Origin of the sequence: Virgibacillus sp. NKC19-3 (assembly GCF_019837165.1) — a bacterium.
Classification (GTDB): Bacteria; Bacillota; Bacilli; order Bacillales; family Amphibacillaceae; genus Virgibacillus_L; species Virgibacillus_L saliphilus.
This window is the reverse complement of sequence record NZ_JAGYHC010000001.1, coordinates 374,275-392,819: the sequence shown is the minus strand read 5'-3', so window position 1 is coordinate 392,819 and position 18,545 is coordinate 374,275. Positions and strand designations below refer to the sequence as shown.

Genomic DNA, 18,545 nt, shown 5'->3' with positions numbered 1-18,545 from the left:
CAAATTCTTCCTTTTAAAAAAATGAATCTCACCCTTGAATCGCACGTTACGTGATGTTTTATACTGAGAGAAATCACCGTGAAGGAGACAAGAAAAGATGTATTCCATTGGTCAGCTTTCTAAAAAAACTGGTGTAACGGTACGCACATTGGATTATTATGACGAAATCGGTTTGATCACGCCTTCTTCAAGCACGGAAGGCGGCCATCGCTTATACGACGATGATGACGTCCTTCGCCTGGAACAAATCCTAGCCTTGAAATATATTGGCTTTTCATTGCAACAGGTACAGGAGGTTTTGGAGCAATCCACAGCATCCTGGGAGCAATCGCTGGAACAACAACTAAAAATGATCCAGCAGCAGCAAAAACACTTGAAAGAGTTGGAACGCGCAGTACAGGGCGTACTCTATTCGATTCGCTTTGAAGAAGAAGTCAGATGGCCCGTCATCTTTGACATGATTCATATGTTTCAGCAAGACACAGATGCTACACGGCGCCTGTTTGAAAACTATTTTAATCCTGATGAACACGAGGCGATCAAAGATGTAGGTACACAAATGAATGAAAATGACTTTAGGGAATGGCAGAAAATCATTCACGCCGTTCGGGCAAATATTCACGTGGATGCGAGTTCTGAAACAGCCCAACAGTTGGCGCGGCAATGGATGGATAAAGTGGACGCCATGTTTTCAGGGGATGAAGTATTAGAGGCAAAAATGTGGAAAGCGATCAAAGATCACAGCGGTGAGATTACTTTTTACCCCATGGATGAAGAGGTCGTTTCCTTTATTGACCGTGCCGTTACGATTATGCATAAGCGCGAACGCAACAAAAAAGACAACGAAAATCATAAAAGGGGAAAACAAAATGAATAGTTTGACACAAACAACAACATCCACAGCACGATCAAAGGAAAAAGCCATAGAGGTACAACAGCTGACCAAAACATACAGCAAAAGTGTAAAAGCACTGGACGGACTGACATTTTCAGTGAAATCGGGTTCAGTTTTCGGCTTGCTTGGTCCAAATGGTGCCGGCAAATCAACCGCCGTTAAGGTGATGACAACCCTTACAAAGCCGGATCGTGGAAAAATTGAAATTGCCGGGTTAGATGTCACCCACCAGCCAGAGGCTATACGTCGAATTATCGGATGTGTTGCTCAAAAATCGGGTGTGGATCCGCAAAGTACTGGACGTGAAAATCTCACGCTCCAGGGGCAAATGTATGGATTGAGCGGTCCATTCCTTAAATCCCGGATTTCCGGATTGTTGGAACGTTTCGATCTGACAGATGCGGCTGATCGTGTTTGCCGTACCTACTCGGGCGGAATGCAACGTAAGCTGGACATTGCCATGGGCCTCATTCACCGGCCACAAGTTCTTTTTCTTGATGAACCCACTACAGGACTCGATCCAGAGGCGCGGTCAGCCTTATGGGAAAACATCTCGCAATTGGCGAAAGGCGAAGGTTTGACCGTTTTATTAACCACTCATTACTTGGAGGAAGCAGATCAATTAGCCGATCAGATGGCTATTGTCGATCACGGAAAAGTTGTTACCCGAGGAAGTCCGGAGGCATTAAAAGGAGAATTACACGGAGATGCCCTTCATATTGAATTGGCAGCATCTGATTCCAATGAACAAGCACGACGTATACTTGATGAAGTGGAAGAAGTTGATGAAACGATGGCAGAAAAAGATTCATTGTACGTACGCACAAATAATGGCGCTAGAGCTATTCCTGTCGTTTTGGGTACTCTCGAAGAATCAGGAATCAAAGTTTCGTCAGCCACAATTTCTCGCCCATCGTTGGACGATGTCTATTTACGATATACCGGCCAAACCTTCAGCAAAGCTCAAAGGGAGAGTGATTAATGATGCAAATACTCAGCCATTCATGGTATATGACCCTTCGTCACCTGCGGAACACTTCTCGGATGCCGTTTGTAATATTTATGAATCTCATTCAACCGATCATTTGGCTAGTCCTATTCAGTTCGCTTTTTAGCAACATTATTGACATTCCCGGTTTCAACACCGACTCCTATATTACGTTTCTCGCTCCGGGCATCATCATTATGAGTACTTTTATGGCCGGTGGATATGCGGGCATGAGTATCATAGGCGATCATACGCGCGGAGTACTGAACCGCTTTCTTATCTCACCGGTCAAACGAAGTTCAATGATCCTCGGTCCACTTGCACAAAACGCGGTAACCATGATCATTCAAGCCTTGATCATGATCCTGCTTTCCTTAGCACTCGGCGCATCATTTGCCGGCGGTTTTGGAGGGATTCTCATGCTGATTGCCTTTGGTGTGTTGGTTGGGGTCGCCTTCGGTGCATTATCTATGGCACTGGCTTTGCTTGTGAGAAACGAACAGGGATTAATGTCGGCGGTCAGTTTTGTCTCTTTGCCTTTAATGTTTCTTTCCGGATTATTTATGCCTTTGGATCTCGTCCCGGACTGGATTCACACCGTTGCCCTTTTTAACCCCGTGAGTTGGGCGGGAGAAGCCGCATGTGAGGTGATCGGATCCCATCCTGATTGGAGCTTGATCCTGAGCCACTTTGGTTATTTGCTTTCCTTTCTGATTTTTGCAGTCTGGCTGGCAACATTGGCATTCCGTAAATATCAGAAATCGGTGTAGGAAACCAATGAACGTTAACAATGAAAATTCTTCCGCTCAAATGAAAACAATCTGAACAAAGTGCCAGCAGCTATGGAAATGAAATATTTCGTAAAACCCCCGTTCAAAATTTTGAACAGGGGTTTTACTTTCCAGTCCTCCTCGGCAATGTTACTTCAGAATCTCGTTTATCATTTCAAGATCATCCGAAGTTAACTGAACTTCACCCGCCTGCGCATTGCTTCTCCCCTGCTCAGGTCTTTTTCCTCCTGGGATGATGGCGTCCACACCCTTTTGCTTCAGCAACCAGGCGAGAGCCAGATGAGACAAGGTTGTATCTTTGCACTTTGCTACTTCATTCAACTTTCTAACCTTTTCAAACTTTGTTTCGGCTTCCTCGCCCTGGAACCCTTTCCGGCGTGGGTTGCCTTCCGGAAAGTCCGTATAACGGAAGTTTATTGATGTTTAATAAGAATATTCTTGAATTTCACCATTTTACGTCCTATTAATGGTTTCCTTCGACTCTATTCGTAGTGTAGATTACTTTAAATAATTTTCTGCGGAAACACTCTTCATTAATCGCTTTAATTTATTTTCTGTATCAGTTTCATCTACTGGTGTATAAATACTGCACCGTAAATCCATATCACCCTGAACTTGAAAAGAAGTTAAATTAAAGAGCATTTTGCCGACCTTAGCATGTCTGAATTCAACCGTCAATTCTGGGGCTTTACTTACTTGACTTTCCTGCCATAAATCCTGAAATTCGGGATGAGCATCACTCATTTCTTTAATAAATTGATCATACCATTCATCCCCCAAATACTGACCATAGTATGTGCGGAAAATTGCAAGAAAACCTTTCGCAAAATCCTCCCAATTAACAGCTAATGCTTTTAATTCCTTTCTGGTAAACACTAAACGAATCAAGTTTCTTTGATCATTCGGTATTTGTTCAAAGTCTAAAAAAACATGAGCAGCTGCAGAATTCCAGCCCACAATATGGCAATGTCGATCCGTAATGATAGTCGGACAGTGTTTCAATTCAGTTAGTATTCGTTTTAAAGAAGGGGTAAGCTCAGATTGATTCTTTATCTTTATCGGATTTACTATTCCCGATTTTGCCTCCAAAGCAAGATCATATAAATGGTCAGTTTCATCATTATTCAATTGCAATGCTGTAGAAATACAATCAAGTACAATAGAAGAAACTTTTATATCTCTTCCTTGCTCTAGCCATGTATACCACGTGGTACTTATACCTGCTAATTGTGCAACTTCTTCTCTTCGTAATCCGGGTGTCCTTCTCCGACTTCCAGTAGGGAAACCAATAGACTCCGGCTTAATTCGAGCACGCTTAGCCTTTAAGAATGCCGATAAAGCTTCTAGCCTGTTTTTATCATTCATTTTTTAAACACCTCATTGTATCAATGTTACCTAGTAGTAATTATACCAGGATAAATAATATCTTGTAATAGGATAAAAGGGATGTAAAATATAATTATATGATTGATTTGGAGGGATGAAAAGTGGAAAGAGTTGTAATATCAGGTATGGGTGTAGTTTCCCCTACAGGAAGCAACATCAATACATTTTGGAACAATCTGATTAACGGTGAATCAGGAATATCTACCATTGATACATTTGATGTTACGAATCATAAGACAAAAATTGCAGGTATTACCCGAGACTTTGATGCAGATAAAGTTTTAGGAAAGAAAGAAGCAAAACGTTTAGATCGTTTTTCTCAATTTGCTTTGGCTGCGGCTAAACAAGCTTGGGAGGATTCTAAATTAGACCTCGATCGTATAGATGTTGAAAGGCTAGGAGTATACGTAGGTTCGGGTATAGGAGGAATTGAAACCTTAATTGGAAACGTTGATGCGCTTAGGCAGAAGGGAGCAAGAAGAGTCAGCCCAACTCTAGTACCTGCCATGATTTCTAATGCTGCCGCTGCCCAAATTAGTATCAAGTGGAATGCGATGGGGCCTTCTATGTCGCCTGTTTCTGCGTGTGCAATCGGAAATACAGCTATTGGAGAAGCCTTTCGACTAATTCGTTCTGGGGAAGTTGACGTTATGTTTGCGGGTGGAACCGAGGCAGCTATAACAGAATTATCAATAGCAAGCTTTAGTAATGCTACAGCATTATCAACAAGAAACGATAATCCCACTAAAGCTAGTCGTCCATTTGATGAAAATCGAGATGGGTTTGTCGTGTCAGAAGGTGCTGGAATTCTAATCTTAGAATCTTTATCTCATGCCTTACGTAGAGGAGCAAAAATTTATGCAGAAGTCATTGGGTATGGGGCAAGTTCAGACGCACACCACATCGTAGCCACCCACCCAGAAGGTAAAGGTGCCTATCTTGCAATGAGATCCGCATTAAAAAATGCCAATATATCACCTGAAGAAATTGATATTATTAATGCTCATGCAACAAGTACAAAAGTGGGGGACATCTCTGAAACGAGGGCTATTAAGCAACTGTTTGGAGAACAAGCTTATCAGATTCCAGTAACAGCTAATAAATCTATGCTTGGTCATATGTTAGGGGCAGCTGGTGGTGTTGAGGCAATTGCTTTAGCAATGAGCTTAAAAGAAGGCATAGTTCCTCCAACTATTAATTTAGAAAATCCTGATCCATTATGTGATTTAGATTATGTGCCATCTGTTGCTCGCCAAATGAAAATAAATACCGCTCTATCTAACTCATTTGGTTTCGGAGGCCATAATGCAACTATTGCTTTAAAGAAATACGAGTAAATAAACATCATCAATCTCTAACTGTTTCTGGAAGAAACGGTTAGAGATTTTCAATTAAATTCCCATTATACAGGAAGAGTTACTTTCAAAAACAGTTGAAGAAATGAATAAAAACGATGGTGATAAAGTCGTTGGTTATATAAATGGTAATCCTTTCTTTATAATAATGAGTCAAATAAAATAAACTTATTCAATTCATTTTCATAAAGTGCCCCTTTGGATAATGCATACCCAAAGGGATAAAAAGGTGCAACTTTCATTAAATTTCTTTAGGATAGAAAATGCTGTAGCTGTTTTCATATCAACACCTTATGCTCATTTCTATCCCATTTTTTCATAAATGATGAAAAGGCGTAAAGTAGTATATTTTAATCTAACCCGCCATACTTTCTGGACGTGCCACTTTTATGTTGTTCAACAATTGTGATCGATTGATGAATAAGAACTCACGTTAGTAAACGACCATTATTTCTCTAAATAGTCCAGAATAAACTGGTTGACAAATTCAGGTGAATCCATGTTGGCGTTGTGCCCTGCATTCGGAACTGTTTTTAAAACACCATTTTTGTCTTTTTTAGGCCAGTTTGTCATGGATTTTATAATATTTCCGGTTTTGTCCTTTTTGCCGAGAATTAACAAAACAGGAAACGGAAAACGATAATTAGGCGAATCGTCGAAAGCTTTGCCCATCATTGAATTCATTATTTCCAGAAAACGTTTCTTTCCAATGTCCTCAAGCACTTTTTCCATATACTTGTGCGTATACTCTGTTTCTCCTGAAGACTTAGCACTCATTTTCACCATACTTTTCCAAGGTATTGGCCATACAATAGGCGAAAACAGCTTCATCAATATTTTTTCGCTTAACGTCAAGGTTTGCGTATTATTTGTGCAACCAATTAAAACAACCTTGTTTATCCTCTCAGGGAACCGTTTCAATATGCTTTGAGAAAGGTTCCCCCCATAGAATGACCTATAATGGTTATATCCTTCATTTGATGGAAATCAATTAGCTTTATAAAATCTTGAATCATGTCATCATAGTCAAACCGACGCCCATGATCTAATTTTGAGTCACCGTGCCCCCTTGCATCCCAAACAACGATGTTATATTCATCCGGCATAGCCGAAATTTGCTTTTCAAACATACCATGCGTGCAACCCGCACCGTGAAGGAAGATGATCCATCTATTAGAGTCTTTAGTCTTCATCCAATAACATAGCTCGCCGCCATCAATCTTCAACGTTTTTTGCTCCATAAATAACTCCGCCTCCCCTACCTACACATCTTAGCTTATACTTTAAGCTCCCCGGCACTTTTATTCCAGAATATGGCCTGTTTGTTGAACAATGTTTTTCGTAAAAATATCCTTTGGAGTCATCATATCCAAAGGGGTAAAATGGTGCAACTTTTTTATAAACGGTTAACGGTACAACTCTATTTTAAAGCCACATAAACTGTAGCTTTAAAATAAAGTTTAATCAAAAATACCTCACAATTCCTTATATGACCATACAACAGGAAGAATCCATTTGGAAAAAAGATTGATCAAAATGGATTCTTTCTTTGCGCTGCGTTGTTCAATTTCTATAAAAAAGTTTGATCATTTTCCACCTGTGGTATTCAACAATCGCGCTCGATAAAGGAATAGGCAAAGAGAAAGAAGGTTGTGTCTTTTGATGAATCAACCCAATTGATAAGTTGATTGAAATCTAAATCTTCATACTTCATTCGGCAAACTACGAGGTCTCCGTGTCAATATGAAAATAAACGCTGTACAAAAACCACCTAGAATTGCAGCCCCATGAATATCATTAAGTACCAGAAGAGCCATTCCTCCCAGTAAACCACCAATGCCAGAGATAATGCTCAATAATTTGACTCGATTGTTTTGCTTTTTTATGATTGTAATAAGCATGGTAACAGCTACGAAGAGTCCTATTGATATATAAATTTCTTCACTTGCAAAGCCAACTAAACCAACCACAAGATACAGACTTAATATAGCATAAAATGGTTGTACGCGTTTATTTCCAATTATCATCCTGACATACAACCCACCTAACAATCCGCATAAACCTACCGATGCTCCCGCACCATAGGGATCCCATGAGACATACCCTGCGATTTCGCCAATAACTCCTCCTGCTAAATAAAGAATGAGAAACCTAATTCTTCCATATAACCGTTCTACTACTCCTCCGATAATTGCGATGCAAGCGATATTGAATATATACTGCCACCAACCATCGGCGTGTACTAGCAATGGCGTTATGATTCTCCACCACTCTCCCATTACCAATGCTGAAGGATTACGACGCATTATACTTAGAATCTCAGGATAAACAAACTGAAGAAGAGTCACCATAGAGGTAACCACGATAATACCTATCGTCATTGGAAGAAAATTATTGCTTCTATTATTATTCAAAAGTACCTCCTCAATACAATCGCTTTATTCACAACTGATTCACTAAAATTATACAAGATACGCACAAATAAACACATTTTTAATCTTAAACAATCTGGCCCTTATATGGCATAAAAGGCGCAAAGCCCTATGCTACAATTGCGCCCGATTGTCACAATCCGTCTTGTCATTGTAATTGTAGCAAACTTTTTTATAAATTATCGGACTTTACTCCAAATGATCAATCTTTATTATAAATTATCAAACTTTATTTCAAAGCTACAGCATTAACATTGGGTATCTTAAACGAACTTGACTTCTTTATCGAAAACGTAGAGGAAAATGTATAAAAGTTAAATTTGAATAATTCATAAAAACCCCGACATAGTTAGATTAGTCAGGGTTTTTATTTTTCATTATAAAGAATCCAGAAAATCAATTTTTACAGATTAAATATATAGGTAAATATACTATAATAGTAGCAGTGCATAAGGCTTTTCCATGGTGGTGGCGCACTCCCTTTATTACCGTACCTTTCATTCTAGTCGAAAGGGGGGTGTTGCCTTATGACAGTTTTTGAAGCATTAATGCTGGCTATAACTTTTGGAAGTCTAATTATAGCGATTCTGTCATTGGAACAAAAAAATAACCACCGAAAAGCTTCCTGTTTTTAAAATTATCCTTCATTTCCCTTGAAATATTTTATCATTGTAAGTAGGTTCTGATTCGGATTGTATTGGATTTTCTCCAGTAGCGAGATAATATTCAATTTGTTTTAAGGAATATCCTTGCTCTCTGTTTAGTTTTTTTATAAGGAGTAAACGCTCAATCGCTGTTTTATCAAAATTAATGATAATTATTATCCCCCTTTTTCGTTTGAATATGATTTTTTAGCTCACGCATCCAATTTCTAATAACGTGCGGGCTTTCGTTGATGTGTTGAGCTGCCTCTTTTACTGTTAATGATAAATCACCTTGGTTTTCCTGCATGTTTTCTGAAGACTGATATTAAGATTTACAAAACTTTTAACATAAGAATCGTAACTTATGTTATATATTCGCTGTGCTTTTACGAAAGCCCTTTGAGAGGCCTTTTCTTCTTAAGAAAATAACAACCGCCCTTGAAGGCGGTTGTTATTTTACTATGCTTAAACTGTGTAATAACAATAAAGTTGTTTAATTTAGTTTAAATTGATGAAAAATATTTGTCCCTTTACCTCATTAGACGTTCTGTTACTTCTTTACTTCCCAAGCATTGTCTGGGTGATTACGATTCTACTATACTCCAAAAATCCATTCCATAGCTTTCACTCTTACACTGAACAGGAACTTGACTCTTTGGGAAAGACTCACCCACATTTATTTTATATAACGAATTCTGTAAAGGAGATCCAAACGAAAAATCTAGTTGGCGATCAGTGAGGTTAAACAAAACAGAGTGAACCGTTCCAAAGTTTTCATTGTAGTTATGGACAGAAACCCCTTCTGGATACTCTTTTAAAAGAAGTTCTTTAATTTCACGGACAGAACGCTTACCTTTAGCACTAAAGGTACTTTCCAGGATTTTATATCGTTGTAGAGACTGATTAAGCTTACCTTGTTCAAGATTTTGAATCTCAGGGAATACCGCATGATTGGTTGCCGTTAAGTAATCCATGTCCGTTTTTTCAACCAATTTAACTCCATCAAAAGTACTTGCTAAAGCTGCTTCCCCCTCCGCATCCGCTATGAGTAAATTCATATTTGTTCCAACCGGCATGTTTTTAATTGCATAAACAGCTTCTTCCGTATTTTTGCAAGTCTCCAGAATGGCCCTTACGATAACCATAAACTGCAAACCAGATGATGCTGGTTCTCTCATTCCCGGATAATTCCCTATTGGCATCCCACATGAGGCAAAAGCTACACATAACCCTTTCTCATTCAACCCTTCGCTACGCCCAATTATAGATACTGAGAAGCCGGTGTGTGCGAAACGTCCTTTCACTTTAGTACTGCAGAGACGCATATCGGAAATTTCAGGAGAGAGATCATAATTCCGAACTAGATATGTTTTGCCATCAATCATCTTCCGAGGGGAAACTACACCAAGACTGCACCCTCCAGGTGTGAGCCAGGCATCATTGAAGAAGTTTAATTGATTAGGCTCCAAGCCAAATCCTTTTGCAAAACCCTCTAATTCTTCATTTAAACCCGGGCAATATTCCTCGATTTGGGCTCTCATTTCCAGATAAGCTTTATCAGAATCTGGTGATTCACCAAAATACAATTTTTTGGCTTGTGGGTTCTCCCAAAACTCTAATGCCTGTTTTTCCCCAATTTCATACGAGCTACCTTCTAAAAAAATGAACGTTCCAGTATAGTCACTCATTTAACCCTCTCCATTCATCGTTTATTAGCAAGGCATATGGCCTTGCTATAAAAAGAATAAACCTTCCACTAGCTGGAGAGTTAACCCATATTCGAAGTATGGAACGTTAACCTATCTTGACAAATACTTTCGTTAAAAAATCGTTTGGATGCAATTCATCATTTGGTTTAATATGTAAAGGATTCGTAACGTTTAATGGAACAAGCCCTTTTACATACTCTTCCATATACATGCCATTCGCAGACAGTGAGTGTTCTGTTAACCAAGCCTTTAAACGTCTGTAACCATAATGAAGTTCTGAATATGGACCTTTCATATCGACACATGCATAATTTCCTTCAGGCAATGTTGTAAGGAACCCTTCATATTTACCCGCTTTTACTGGTAAAAGCAACTCAACATCTGCTTTATTTTGCTTCTGATCTTTTTGATGAAAGATAGCGAGTAACTTCCCATCAACAGTTAATTGAAAGGCATAGATTCTTTCAAACAACTCCTTAACAAGCGTATCAATTTCTATTATATTGATCGTTTTACGAAGGGACAGAGCCCGTAGACTTTCCCGCCTCTCTATGTAACAGTTTGAAAGAGCAGGCTCTGAAATAATTGGTTTTTCATTTTGTAGTAACTTATTTAATTGCTCAATGTTTTTGATTTTCTTGGTAATCTGTTCTTGCTGAATCTTTAACTCATCCGCTTTATTCTGTAACCTTACACTCAGATTATTACTATATTCGCCATTTAAAAATTGTCCAATTTCGTCTAATGAGAACTGGCACTTTTTTAAGATTAAAATCGTTTTCAACTCTTTCATCTTATCGTAGTCATAATAGCGATAACTTGTCACAGGATCCACATAGGAAGGATTTAGCAACCCAATTTCACTATAGTAGCGAACGGTTTTAACTGGTACGTTGCAGAGATTCGAGAAATTCCCTATAGTATACATAAAATGAATCACCCTCTATAGAAATGTATAAGATAAAACGCCTTCATAAAAACGTGCGTTCGATTAATTTTATTATAATCGAACGCACGTAATTTTTAGATTACAGAACTTTATTTTATATCTCTCATATTCCAGTGAATCCATTTAAAGTTGATATGAGTTGAAACAAATTGATAAAATTCATCTAACATGGATTTTTCTAATTCATTATAGTGATATTCAATGCTATTCAATTTACCTTGTTTCTCCGCCACGTTATGAATTGAAAAGGAAATAGTTTGTCCTGTATTGAAATACCTTACTGCAATAGCAGTAATACGTGGCGTTCTTCCATCTTTAATATTATAAAAACTTTCGCAAGAGTAATGGATAATTAATAAATTAGAGTGTCTTTCTACTAGCTCATTTAGCTCCTTCAAAGCATTTTTTCTTCTTTTAATCCTGTATTTAGCATTAGCCACGTATTTATCACCTAATAAGTTTATTGCAATAAAAAAACTCACGTTCGATTACTTTAATTATAATCGAAAACGTGAGTTTTTTAAACAACTTATTGTAAATTAAACGACTTTATTGTCACTCAACATAAATAATAATCTACAACCTAAATCTACTCCACCGTCACACTCTTCGCTAAGTTACGTGGCTTATCAACATCACACCCGCGATCAAGTGCTGCATAATAAGCCAAAAGCTGCATGGGCACAACACTAACAAGTGGGGTCAGCAGCTCATGTACATGAGGCAATACAAACGTATCCTCATCTTGCTCAAGACCCTTCATGCTGATAACCATTGCATTGGCTCCCCGTGCGACAACTTCCTGCACGTTTCCGCGTATGGCACCATTGACATTTGCTTGCGTTGCCAGTGCGATAACCGGTGTTCCCTCTTCAATGAGGGCAATCGTTCCATGTTTCAATTCCCCTCCAGCAAAACCCTCTGCCTGGATATAGGAAATCTCTTTTAACTTGAGCGCTCCCTCGATGCAGACATTGTAATCAGCACTGCGGCCAATGAAGAATGCATTGCGTGTTGTTGGTAAATAATCACTTGCTAAACCTTTCATCTCCTCTTTCTGATCGGTTAACATTTCCATCGCATTTGCAGCAATCGCAAGTTCCTGCATTGGGTCAAAATTTAATTCAATCCCTTTTGCCTGTGCTGTATCTACAGCGAGGATGGCCAGTACTGCAATCTGTGCCGTGTATGCTTTTGTTGAGGCAACGGCGATTTCCGGTCCTGCATGAAGACTTAAGGTATAATCTGCTTCACGAGAAAGGGTGGACCCCGGCACATTGGTCATCGTTACTGCCGGATATCCCATTTCTTTGATTTTCACTAATACCGCACGACTATCAGCCGTTTCCCCGCTTTGTGAAATGAATATAAATAACGGGTGATCGGATAGAAGTGGCATGTTGTATGAAAATTCGCTGGCAACATGAACTTCTACTGGAATATTGGCGATTTTTTCCATGAGTGATTTACCGACCAACCCAGCATGGTAACTGGTGCCTGCAGCTATAATATAGACACGATCTGTTTGCTGCATCGCGCTGCGGATATCGGCATCAAGCTTCAGTTCATTGTTTTCGTTTTGGTATGCGTTGATAATGTTACGCATGACAAATGGCTGTTCGTCAATTTCCTTCAGCATAAAATGCGGATAGGTTCCTTTTTCGATATCTCTCACATCGATTTGTGCCGTGTATGGTTTACGATCAACCACTGCACCATTTAGCTTCTGAACTTCAACAACGTTGCGACTGACAATGACGACTTCCTGATCGTAAATTTCCAAATACTGATCCGTCACTTGTAATGTTGCCATGGCATCACTTGCAACGACATTGAATCCATCCCCTAAGCCGATCAATAATGGGCTCTTGTTCTTAGCCACATATAGATGGTCTGGATCTCTCGCATCCATCATTCCAATGGCATATGACCCTTTCAAAAGACGTATAGCCTGACGAAATGCTTCCGCTGTATCCTGATAGGTGTCATAAAGCTTTTCCATGAGCTGAACAACCACTTCTGTGTCTGTTTCACTGACAACATTTACATCATGCAAATATTCCCTTTTCAATTCCTGATAATTTTCGATAACACCATTATGAACAAGGGTGAATCTGCCAGACGCGCTCCTGTGTGGGTGTGCATTCACTTCGCTTGGTACACCATGCGTTGCCCAGCGGGTATGGCCGATCCCCATTGTTGCATGAACCGTATGATCAACACTTTCTCGAAGCGCAGCAATACGGCCCTTTACTTTCGTAAGATTGATGCCAGCTTCATGTAACATCGCTATGCCAGCTGAATCATAACCGCGATATTCTAACTTTTCCAGTCCATGTAATAAAATTTCTTTCGTATCGTTTTGTCCAATATAGCCTACAATGCCGCACATATCGTTGTCCTCCTTAGATAAAAGGGGCAGACAAAAACGACCTTCCTTTTGTTGTACTAGAGGCGTTATGCTGCCCCTTTCTCGTGATTGTTTTGGCATCTCGCTTTATCCCTTGGCCAACGAGTCGCCTCATTGTTTTGGAGAACAAAGCCTATCGATTGAGATGTACAATCGGGAGGAATCCGCCGAACTTCTCGATTAACCTCCACCTCGTCAACTATTTTTATTCCACGGTCTAAAAATAGTCCTGGCGCTTTTGATTACGTTGTAACCACGATGCTCCTTTCCATTTTTGAATCAATCCTTCGCTTCATTTGCGAAGAGACTACTACATTCTATCCCAAGAATGCGTAGGTGGTCAACACTTTTCTCATGTGCTTACGTTAATTTATGAAGGAAACTTAAAATATGTTCGTCAACAGGCATGAACACAGATAAGCTTGCAGGGATCTTATCCGCTACAAGCTGGATGTCTAAACAGGCCTCATTTCTTAATCCTTTTTCTTCTTATTGCTTCCGCGGAAAACCTTAGCGCTTCGTTCATATTCTACATCAGGAACATGTTGTCTGGCATTAACGACGCGTGCTGCGGCAAATAAATAATCAGACAGACGGTTCACATATGTTAACGGGATGGGAGAAATATCTTCTTCCATCTTCATGAGCGATACAATTGCTCTTTCTCCCCTCCTTGCAACCGTCCTGGCAATATGAAGGGAAGCACTTGCATCTGAGCCACCTGGTAAGATAAATCGTTCCAATTCCGGTGCTTCATCAATGAATGCATCTATTTTTTCTTCCAGGTAAGTGATAGGCGCTTCACTTAATATATGTGCTCTTTTCTTTGTGATATTGGATAATTCGGAGCCGCAATCAAATAATTCGTTTTGAATTTTCTCAAGATCTGCCACCATATCGTTGAACAATTCCTTATCCAATTCGGAGATAGCCTTTCCTACAAACGCATTCACTTCATCAATGGTTCCATATGCTTCCACACGGACATCGTCTTTATCTACTCTTCCGCCAATGACACTTGTTTCGCCTTTATCTCCCGCTTTTGTATATAATCGCATGCTTACAGCTCCCTTTTGGTTTTCATGGTTTCTTTCATTCCGTACCCGCTACATCAAGCCTTGCGAGTATTGGATTGTTTTTTTCGTTTCTGTATACACACTCTTTCCAATTAATGGACCAAGCTTTGTCGCAAAATTCTCATCGGAGAGAACTGATCCCTGTCCAGTGGCAGCAACCAGAATACTGTCTGTGGAGGCACTGCTTATCATTGTTTCCGTCTCGCTATCTGTCATTCCCAACTCCAGTAGTGCTTTTGTTTTTGCCTCTGTTGCAGTCATTATCGCCTGCATAAAGGCTTCTTCGGACAGTTTTCCATTTACAAACAGCCAAATTGTAATTGCCCCCATTCCGTGCCGACGTGTTGCTGATGTTTGCGTACCATCTGTCGCGTTTTCAACACCTCCTATTACTACCGTAAATAGGGAGACATTAGCTTTTTCCCAAAACGCATAAGCAACATTCCTCAGCTGCACTGCAGTCTTCATCCCTACTGTATTGGAAGCGTCGAATTCGAGTTTTTCAAGATCAGCCTGCATCTTTCTTTCCGGATCCGAGTCGTCCGCTTTTTCAGAAATATGGCGATTGATGAAATAACGGTTCCAGCCAAGGCCCGAGCCATATCCGTCGGATGATAATGTTCGAAGTGGAATGGGAGATGTGAGCGTAATATGTTCCTTCGTCACGTTTAGCATGGAAGCATCAATCGTCACATTAGCTGAATCCATATCTATAGCAGGAATTAAATGTATTTGCGGTTTGGCAATCTCCGAATGGGAATGCCTTTTTACCTCGGTTTGATACACCTCATGAACCAAATCTTCCGTCAACACACCATCCGGGGCATCTAAGGCACGCGTCTTTCCCTCGTGCAATAGGAGCAGACGATCACAATACAAGCTGGCAAGGTTTAGATCATGAAAAATAGAAATCACGGTCAACCCTTGCTGCTCTGCTCCTTTTTTCAACAAATCAAGTAAGTCTTTTTGATAGGCTAAATCCAGATGGTTGGTCGGTTCATCAAGTAATAATAGTTCCGGCTGCTGGGCCAAGGCTTGTGCAAGAAATACCCGCTGCTGCTCCCCGCCTGAGAGCTGCTGCACCGAATCATGCTGGAAGCGGGTGATATTCGTTTGTTCCATGACCATTTGCAGTACTTCTTCGTCCCTCGGCGTCCAAGTTTGAAACAAACCCTGATGGTGAGCGTACCTGCCTAGTGCCACGGTCTCCCTTACAGTATAGGAAAATGCATGCGCAGTGAGTTGGGGAAGTACTGCCATTTTCCGCGCCAATTCCTTTCGCGAAAAATCAGCGATGTTCCTACCATTTAGCTGAATGGAACCATCCGTACAGGCAATTAGCCCGCTGATCATTCTTAACAACGTTGTCTTACCACTTCCATTCGGGCCTAGTACGCCAAAGAATTCCCCTTTAGCTACGGAAAAATGGACATCTTTAATAACGGGCCTGTCATCATAGCCTCCAAAAACGGCATCCAGACGTAACATTACATCCTCCCTCGACTTTCTTTTCGTTGTTTCATTAAAATAACTGCAAATACGGGGGCTCCAATTAATGCTGTGATCACACCAATCGGCAAAATGGTCGGAGAGATAACCGTTCGTGACAATAGATCTGTCAACATTAAAAATCCGGCACCGGTTAAAATAGACAAAGGCAAGAGATGTACATGATCCGGGCCCCACAATCGTCTAGTTAAATGGGGAATCACCAAGCCAACAAAACCTATGGTTCCGGAAACGGCAACCGCCGCACCAGTCAATATCGATCCGGCAACCAAAATGATGACTTTTCGTTTGCCTACATCGACACCTAAATGCTGTGCTCGTTCCTCACCAAAAGCCATCGCATTGAGTTCTCTGGTGTTGATGAGTAGCAAAAGGGTGCCAATAACGAAAAATGGAATCATAATAGTAACATAACTCCAGCCCCGCATTGATACACTCCCAAGCAGCCAACCCATAATTTGCTGTAGTTGATCCCCTGTAAAAGCAATGATCAGGGAGATAAATGCACCTAAGAAAGAACTGAAAATGATGCCAGTTAGAATAATCGTCTCCACCCGCATCGTCCGGTCCACTTTACGTGCGAAAAACAACACCAATAAAATCGTCAGTAAAGCTGTTATAATGCTTAAAACCGGCAATGTATAAAGACCAAAGAGCGGAATCGAAATATTAAAAAATAATGTTGCAACAGCCCCGACAGAAGCACCGGAGGAAACTCCCAGTATATAGGGGTCCGCCAGTGGATTTCGTAGCAAGCCTTGAAAAGCCGCTCCTGCAATCGCAAGAGAGGCTCCAACGAAACCAGCCAGAAGTACTCTGGGCAGGCGAACGTGATAAACAATATTCATATATGTTGCATCGACCTGCTCAGCCATCGGTAAATGAAAAAGGTGAGCACCTATAATCATAATAATTTCTGAAACAGGGACCGACACACTGCCAACCGCTATTGCAGTAAGCATGGAAATAATTAAAAATGCAAGTGCCACCATGTAGGCAAATACATATTTACTCCGCTTCAAAATATTCCGGGTAAACAACCTCAGCAATCTCCTTTGCACCCTCAACTAAGCGTGGTCCCGGACGACTTACAAGGTCAGAATGAATATCATAAACGTCTTCATTTTCAACTGCAGTCATGGATTCCCATCCATCACGGCTTATTACTTGTTCTACCGGATCATCCGAATAATGGCCATATGTCGTTATAACAACGTCAGGGTTCAATTCCACGATAGTCTCTGGATCGATTGGTACCCATCCATCTTGCTCTCCTGCTGCATTATCTGCTCCAACAACCTGTAGGAGTGAATCAAAAAACGTGTTTTGTCCTGCGGTAAATAGATCCGGCTCTGGTGATACTTCAAAAAAGACCGATTTTTGCTCCTCCTCCGGAATCTCCTCTGCTTGTTCATGCAGTGAAGCAAACCCTTCTTCCATATCACTGACCATTTCCTCTGCTTCATCTTGTGACCCAGTAACTTGGCCAATTTGTTCAATCGATTGGTAGGTTCCTTCCATATCTTGTGCATCATTTACAACGAATACATTAATGCCGGCGTCACGAATCTGCTCCAATCCTTCCTGCGTGGCCTCCACACTGGACTCATGGGCAAGAACGAGATCAGGATCCAAGCTAAGGATTACTTCGACGTTCAATTCCATGCCGCCTATACTTTCTTTTTCCTGTACTTCTTCCGGATAATTATCATTGTCTGAGACCCCTACGATCTCATCTTCCAACCCAAGCGCAAACGCAATTTCTGTATTGCTTGGAATCACCGAAACAATTCGCTCCGGTTTTTCATCCATCGTCACCTCATTATCAAGCGCATCTGTAACTGTTTGTGGAAATGCTCCTTCTGTATCCTCTGTTTCTTCTGTTTTTTCGGTGCCATCATCTGCTGTTTGCCCCTCATCTTCAGAATTTGAATTATCAGAGCTACAGCCGATTAAAAGACTAAATGTAAGTATGAATACGAATAGAAACGATGAAGTCTTTTTCATTGTTAGTGCCCCCTTAGTATTTGCGTAACATAAAAAACATCTTCACGAAAAATGAAGATGGATAGGCAAATGGGCAGCCAAAATATAGACCTGTCCCATTACACCTCCCTATTCCTCGTAGGTTTGATGCATGTTTGGTTACAGGCAGGTCTCCTGGCTTATGATCATTGCTTGCTGCCCTTCCCATGCATGGCAGGCACAGTGGTCCTTACAGCTAGCTCACATATACAGTGGCGGGACCGCGTTGGATTTTCACCAACTTCCCTTTTGGATTTCTGAAATAGAAATCACCTGAAACCGTAAACGATCGATTTTTCACGATTTAAGTATACATAGTTCTACGGGATTTGTCATGCTTTTTAAATCAAAGATTACGGTTGGTATGGTAGCGCGA

18 protein-coding genes and 1 riboswitch are annotated in these 18,545 nt (G+C 40.5%); of the genes, 5 read left to right on the top strand and 13 right to left on the bottom strand.

The genetic code is table 11. From position 1 onward, the window contains the following. The first annotated feature begins 97 nt into the window (after positions 1-97). The 3 genes from KFZ56_RS01990 to KFZ56_RS01980 are packed head-to-tail and all read left to right on the top strand — an operon-like array spanning position 98 to position 2,653. Positions 98-877: a MerR family transcriptional regulator gene (locus tag KFZ56_RS01990; protein WP_222639915.1), complete on the top strand. Its 780-nt coding sequence runs from the start codon at positions 98-100 to the stop codon at positions 875-877. Continuing rightward, positions 798-1,877: an ATP-binding cassette domain-containing protein gene (locus KFZ56_RS01985; protein ID WP_309228337.1), complete on the top strand. Its 1,080-nt coding sequence runs from the start codon at positions 798-800 to the stop codon at positions 1,875-1,877. The genes KFZ56_RS01990 and KFZ56_RS01985 overlap by 80 nt, the downstream gene beginning before the upstream one ends. Continuing rightward, positions 1,877-2,653 carry an ABC transporter permease gene (locus KFZ56_RS01980; protein ID WP_222639913.1) on the top strand — a complete coding sequence of 259 codons (777 nt, stop codon included), beginning with the start codon at positions 1,877-1,879 and terminating at the stop codon, positions 2,651-2,653. The genes KFZ56_RS01985 and KFZ56_RS01980 overlap by 1 nt, the downstream gene beginning before the upstream one ends. Before the next feature lie 150 nt (positions 2,654-2,803). Here the strand turns inward: KFZ56_RS01980 and KFZ56_RS01975 are convergent, their stop codons facing one another. Together KFZ56_RS01975 and KFZ56_RS01970 are read right to left on the bottom strand one after the other, a co-directional pair. Beyond that, a complete protein-coding gene (locus tag KFZ56_RS01975) occupies positions 2,804-3,091 on the bottom strand; it encodes an aldo/keto reductase (RefSeq protein WP_222643861.1) in 288 nt (95 codons plus the stop codon). An 81-nt stretch (positions 3,092-3,172) separates the two neighbouring features. Continuing rightward, positions 3,173-4,039 (bottom strand): helix-turn-helix transcriptional regulator, encoded by an 867-nt coding sequence (locus KFZ56_RS01970; protein WP_222639912.1) that lies wholly within the window; start codon positions 4,037-4,039, stop codon positions 3,173-3,175. 122 nt (positions 4,040-4,161) lie between these two features. On the opposite strand from KFZ56_RS01970, the gene fabF reads away from it, so the two are divergent. Then, complete coding sequence (gene fabF / locus KFZ56_RS01965; protein ID WP_222639911.1) at positions 4,162-5,397, top strand: beta-ketoacyl-ACP synthase II; 1,236 nt, start codon at positions 4,162-4,164, stop codon at positions 5,395-5,397. A 465-nt stretch (positions 5,398-5,862) separates the two neighbouring features. Here fabF and KFZ56_RS01960 read toward each other — a convergent pair whose 3' ends face one another. The 3 genes from KFZ56_RS01960 to KFZ56_RS01950 form a co-directional block, all read right to left on the bottom strand. Next, positions 5,863-6,192 (bottom strand): alpha/beta fold hydrolase, encoded by a 330-nt coding sequence (locus KFZ56_RS01960; RefSeq protein ID WP_222639910.1) that lies wholly within the window; start codon positions 6,190-6,192, stop codon positions 5,863-5,865. Between the two features lie 140 nt (positions 6,193-6,332). Continuing rightward, positions 6,333-6,656 carry an alpha/beta fold hydrolase gene (locus KFZ56_RS01955; RefSeq protein ID WP_222639909.1) on the bottom strand — a complete coding sequence of 108 codons (324 nt, stop codon included), beginning with the start codon at positions 6,654-6,656 and terminating at the stop codon, positions 6,333-6,335. A 462-nt stretch (positions 6,657-7,118) separates the two neighbouring features. Next, a complete protein-coding gene (locus tag KFZ56_RS01950; RefSeq protein ID WP_222639908.1) occupies positions 7,119-7,829 on the bottom strand; it encodes a rhomboid family intramembrane serine protease in 711 nt (236 codons plus the stop codon). 545 nt (positions 7,830-8,374) lie between these two features. On the opposite strand from KFZ56_RS01950, the gene KFZ56_RS01945 reads away from it, so the two are divergent. Continuing rightward, positions 8,375-8,482 (top strand): putative holin-like toxin, encoded by a 108-nt coding sequence (locus KFZ56_RS01945; RefSeq protein WP_222639907.1) that lies wholly within the window; start codon positions 8,375-8,377, stop codon positions 8,480-8,482. A 593-nt stretch (positions 8,483-9,075) separates the two neighbouring features. On the opposite strand, the gene KFZ56_RS01940 is transcribed toward KFZ56_RS01945, so the two are convergent. The 8 genes from KFZ56_RS01940 to KFZ56_RS01905 form a co-directional block, all read right to left on the bottom strand. Then, a complete protein-coding gene (locus KFZ56_RS01940) occupies positions 9,076-10,179 on the bottom strand; it encodes a C45 family autoproteolytic acyltransferase/hydrolase (RefSeq protein ID WP_222639906.1) in 1,104 nt (367 codons plus the stop codon). Positions 10,180-10,285: 106 nt separating this feature from the next. Beyond that, on the bottom strand, positions 10,286-11,128 hold the full coding sequence (locus tag KFZ56_RS01935) for a MerR family transcriptional regulator (RefSeq protein WP_222639904.1): 843 nt from the start codon (positions 11,126-11,128) through the stop codon (positions 10,286-10,288). A gap of 110 nt (positions 11,129-11,238) precedes the next feature. Then, the gene (locus KFZ56_RS01930; protein ID WP_222639903.1) at positions 11,239-11,589 is read right to left on the bottom strand and encodes a hypothetical protein; all 351 of its coding nucleotides are present in this window, start codon (positions 11,587-11,589) and stop codon (positions 11,239-11,241) included. Between the two features lie 149 nt (positions 11,590-11,738). After that, a complete protein-coding gene (gene glmS, locus KFZ56_RS01925; protein WP_222639901.1) occupies positions 11,739-13,541 on the bottom strand; it encodes a glutamine--fructose-6-phosphate transaminase (isomerizing) in 1,803 nt (600 codons plus the stop codon). A gap of 491 nt (positions 13,542-14,032) precedes the next feature. Next, positions 14,033-14,617 (bottom strand): cob(I)yrinic acid a,c-diamide adenosyltransferase, encoded by a 585-nt coding sequence (locus KFZ56_RS01920; RefSeq protein ID WP_222639899.1) that lies wholly within the window; start codon positions 14,615-14,617, stop codon positions 14,033-14,035. Positions 14,618-14,665: 48 nt separating this feature from the next. Then, positions 14,666-16,123, bottom strand: coding sequence for an adenosylcobinamide amidohydrolase (locus tag KFZ56_RS01915; RefSeq protein ID WP_222639897.1), 1,458 nt, complete (start codon positions 16,121-16,123; stop codon positions 14,666-14,668). Further along, positions 16,123-17,205, bottom strand: a complete 1,083-nt coding sequence (locus tag KFZ56_RS01910) for a FecCD family ABC transporter permease (protein WP_375540688.1) — start codon at positions 17,203-17,205, stop codon at positions 16,123-16,125. Before KFZ56_RS01910 ends, KFZ56_RS01915 begins: the two co-directional genes overlap by 1 nt. Next, complete coding sequence (locus tag KFZ56_RS01905) at positions 17,153-18,151, bottom strand: ABC transporter substrate-binding protein (protein WP_222639895.1); 999 nt, start codon at positions 18,149-18,151, stop codon at positions 17,153-17,155. Before KFZ56_RS01905 ends, KFZ56_RS01910 begins: the two co-directional genes overlap by 53 nt. 126 nt (positions 18,152-18,277) lie before the next feature. After that, positions 18,278-18,461, bottom strand: a riboswitch (cobalamin riboswitch). Positions 18,462-18,545 lie beyond the last annotated feature (84 nt).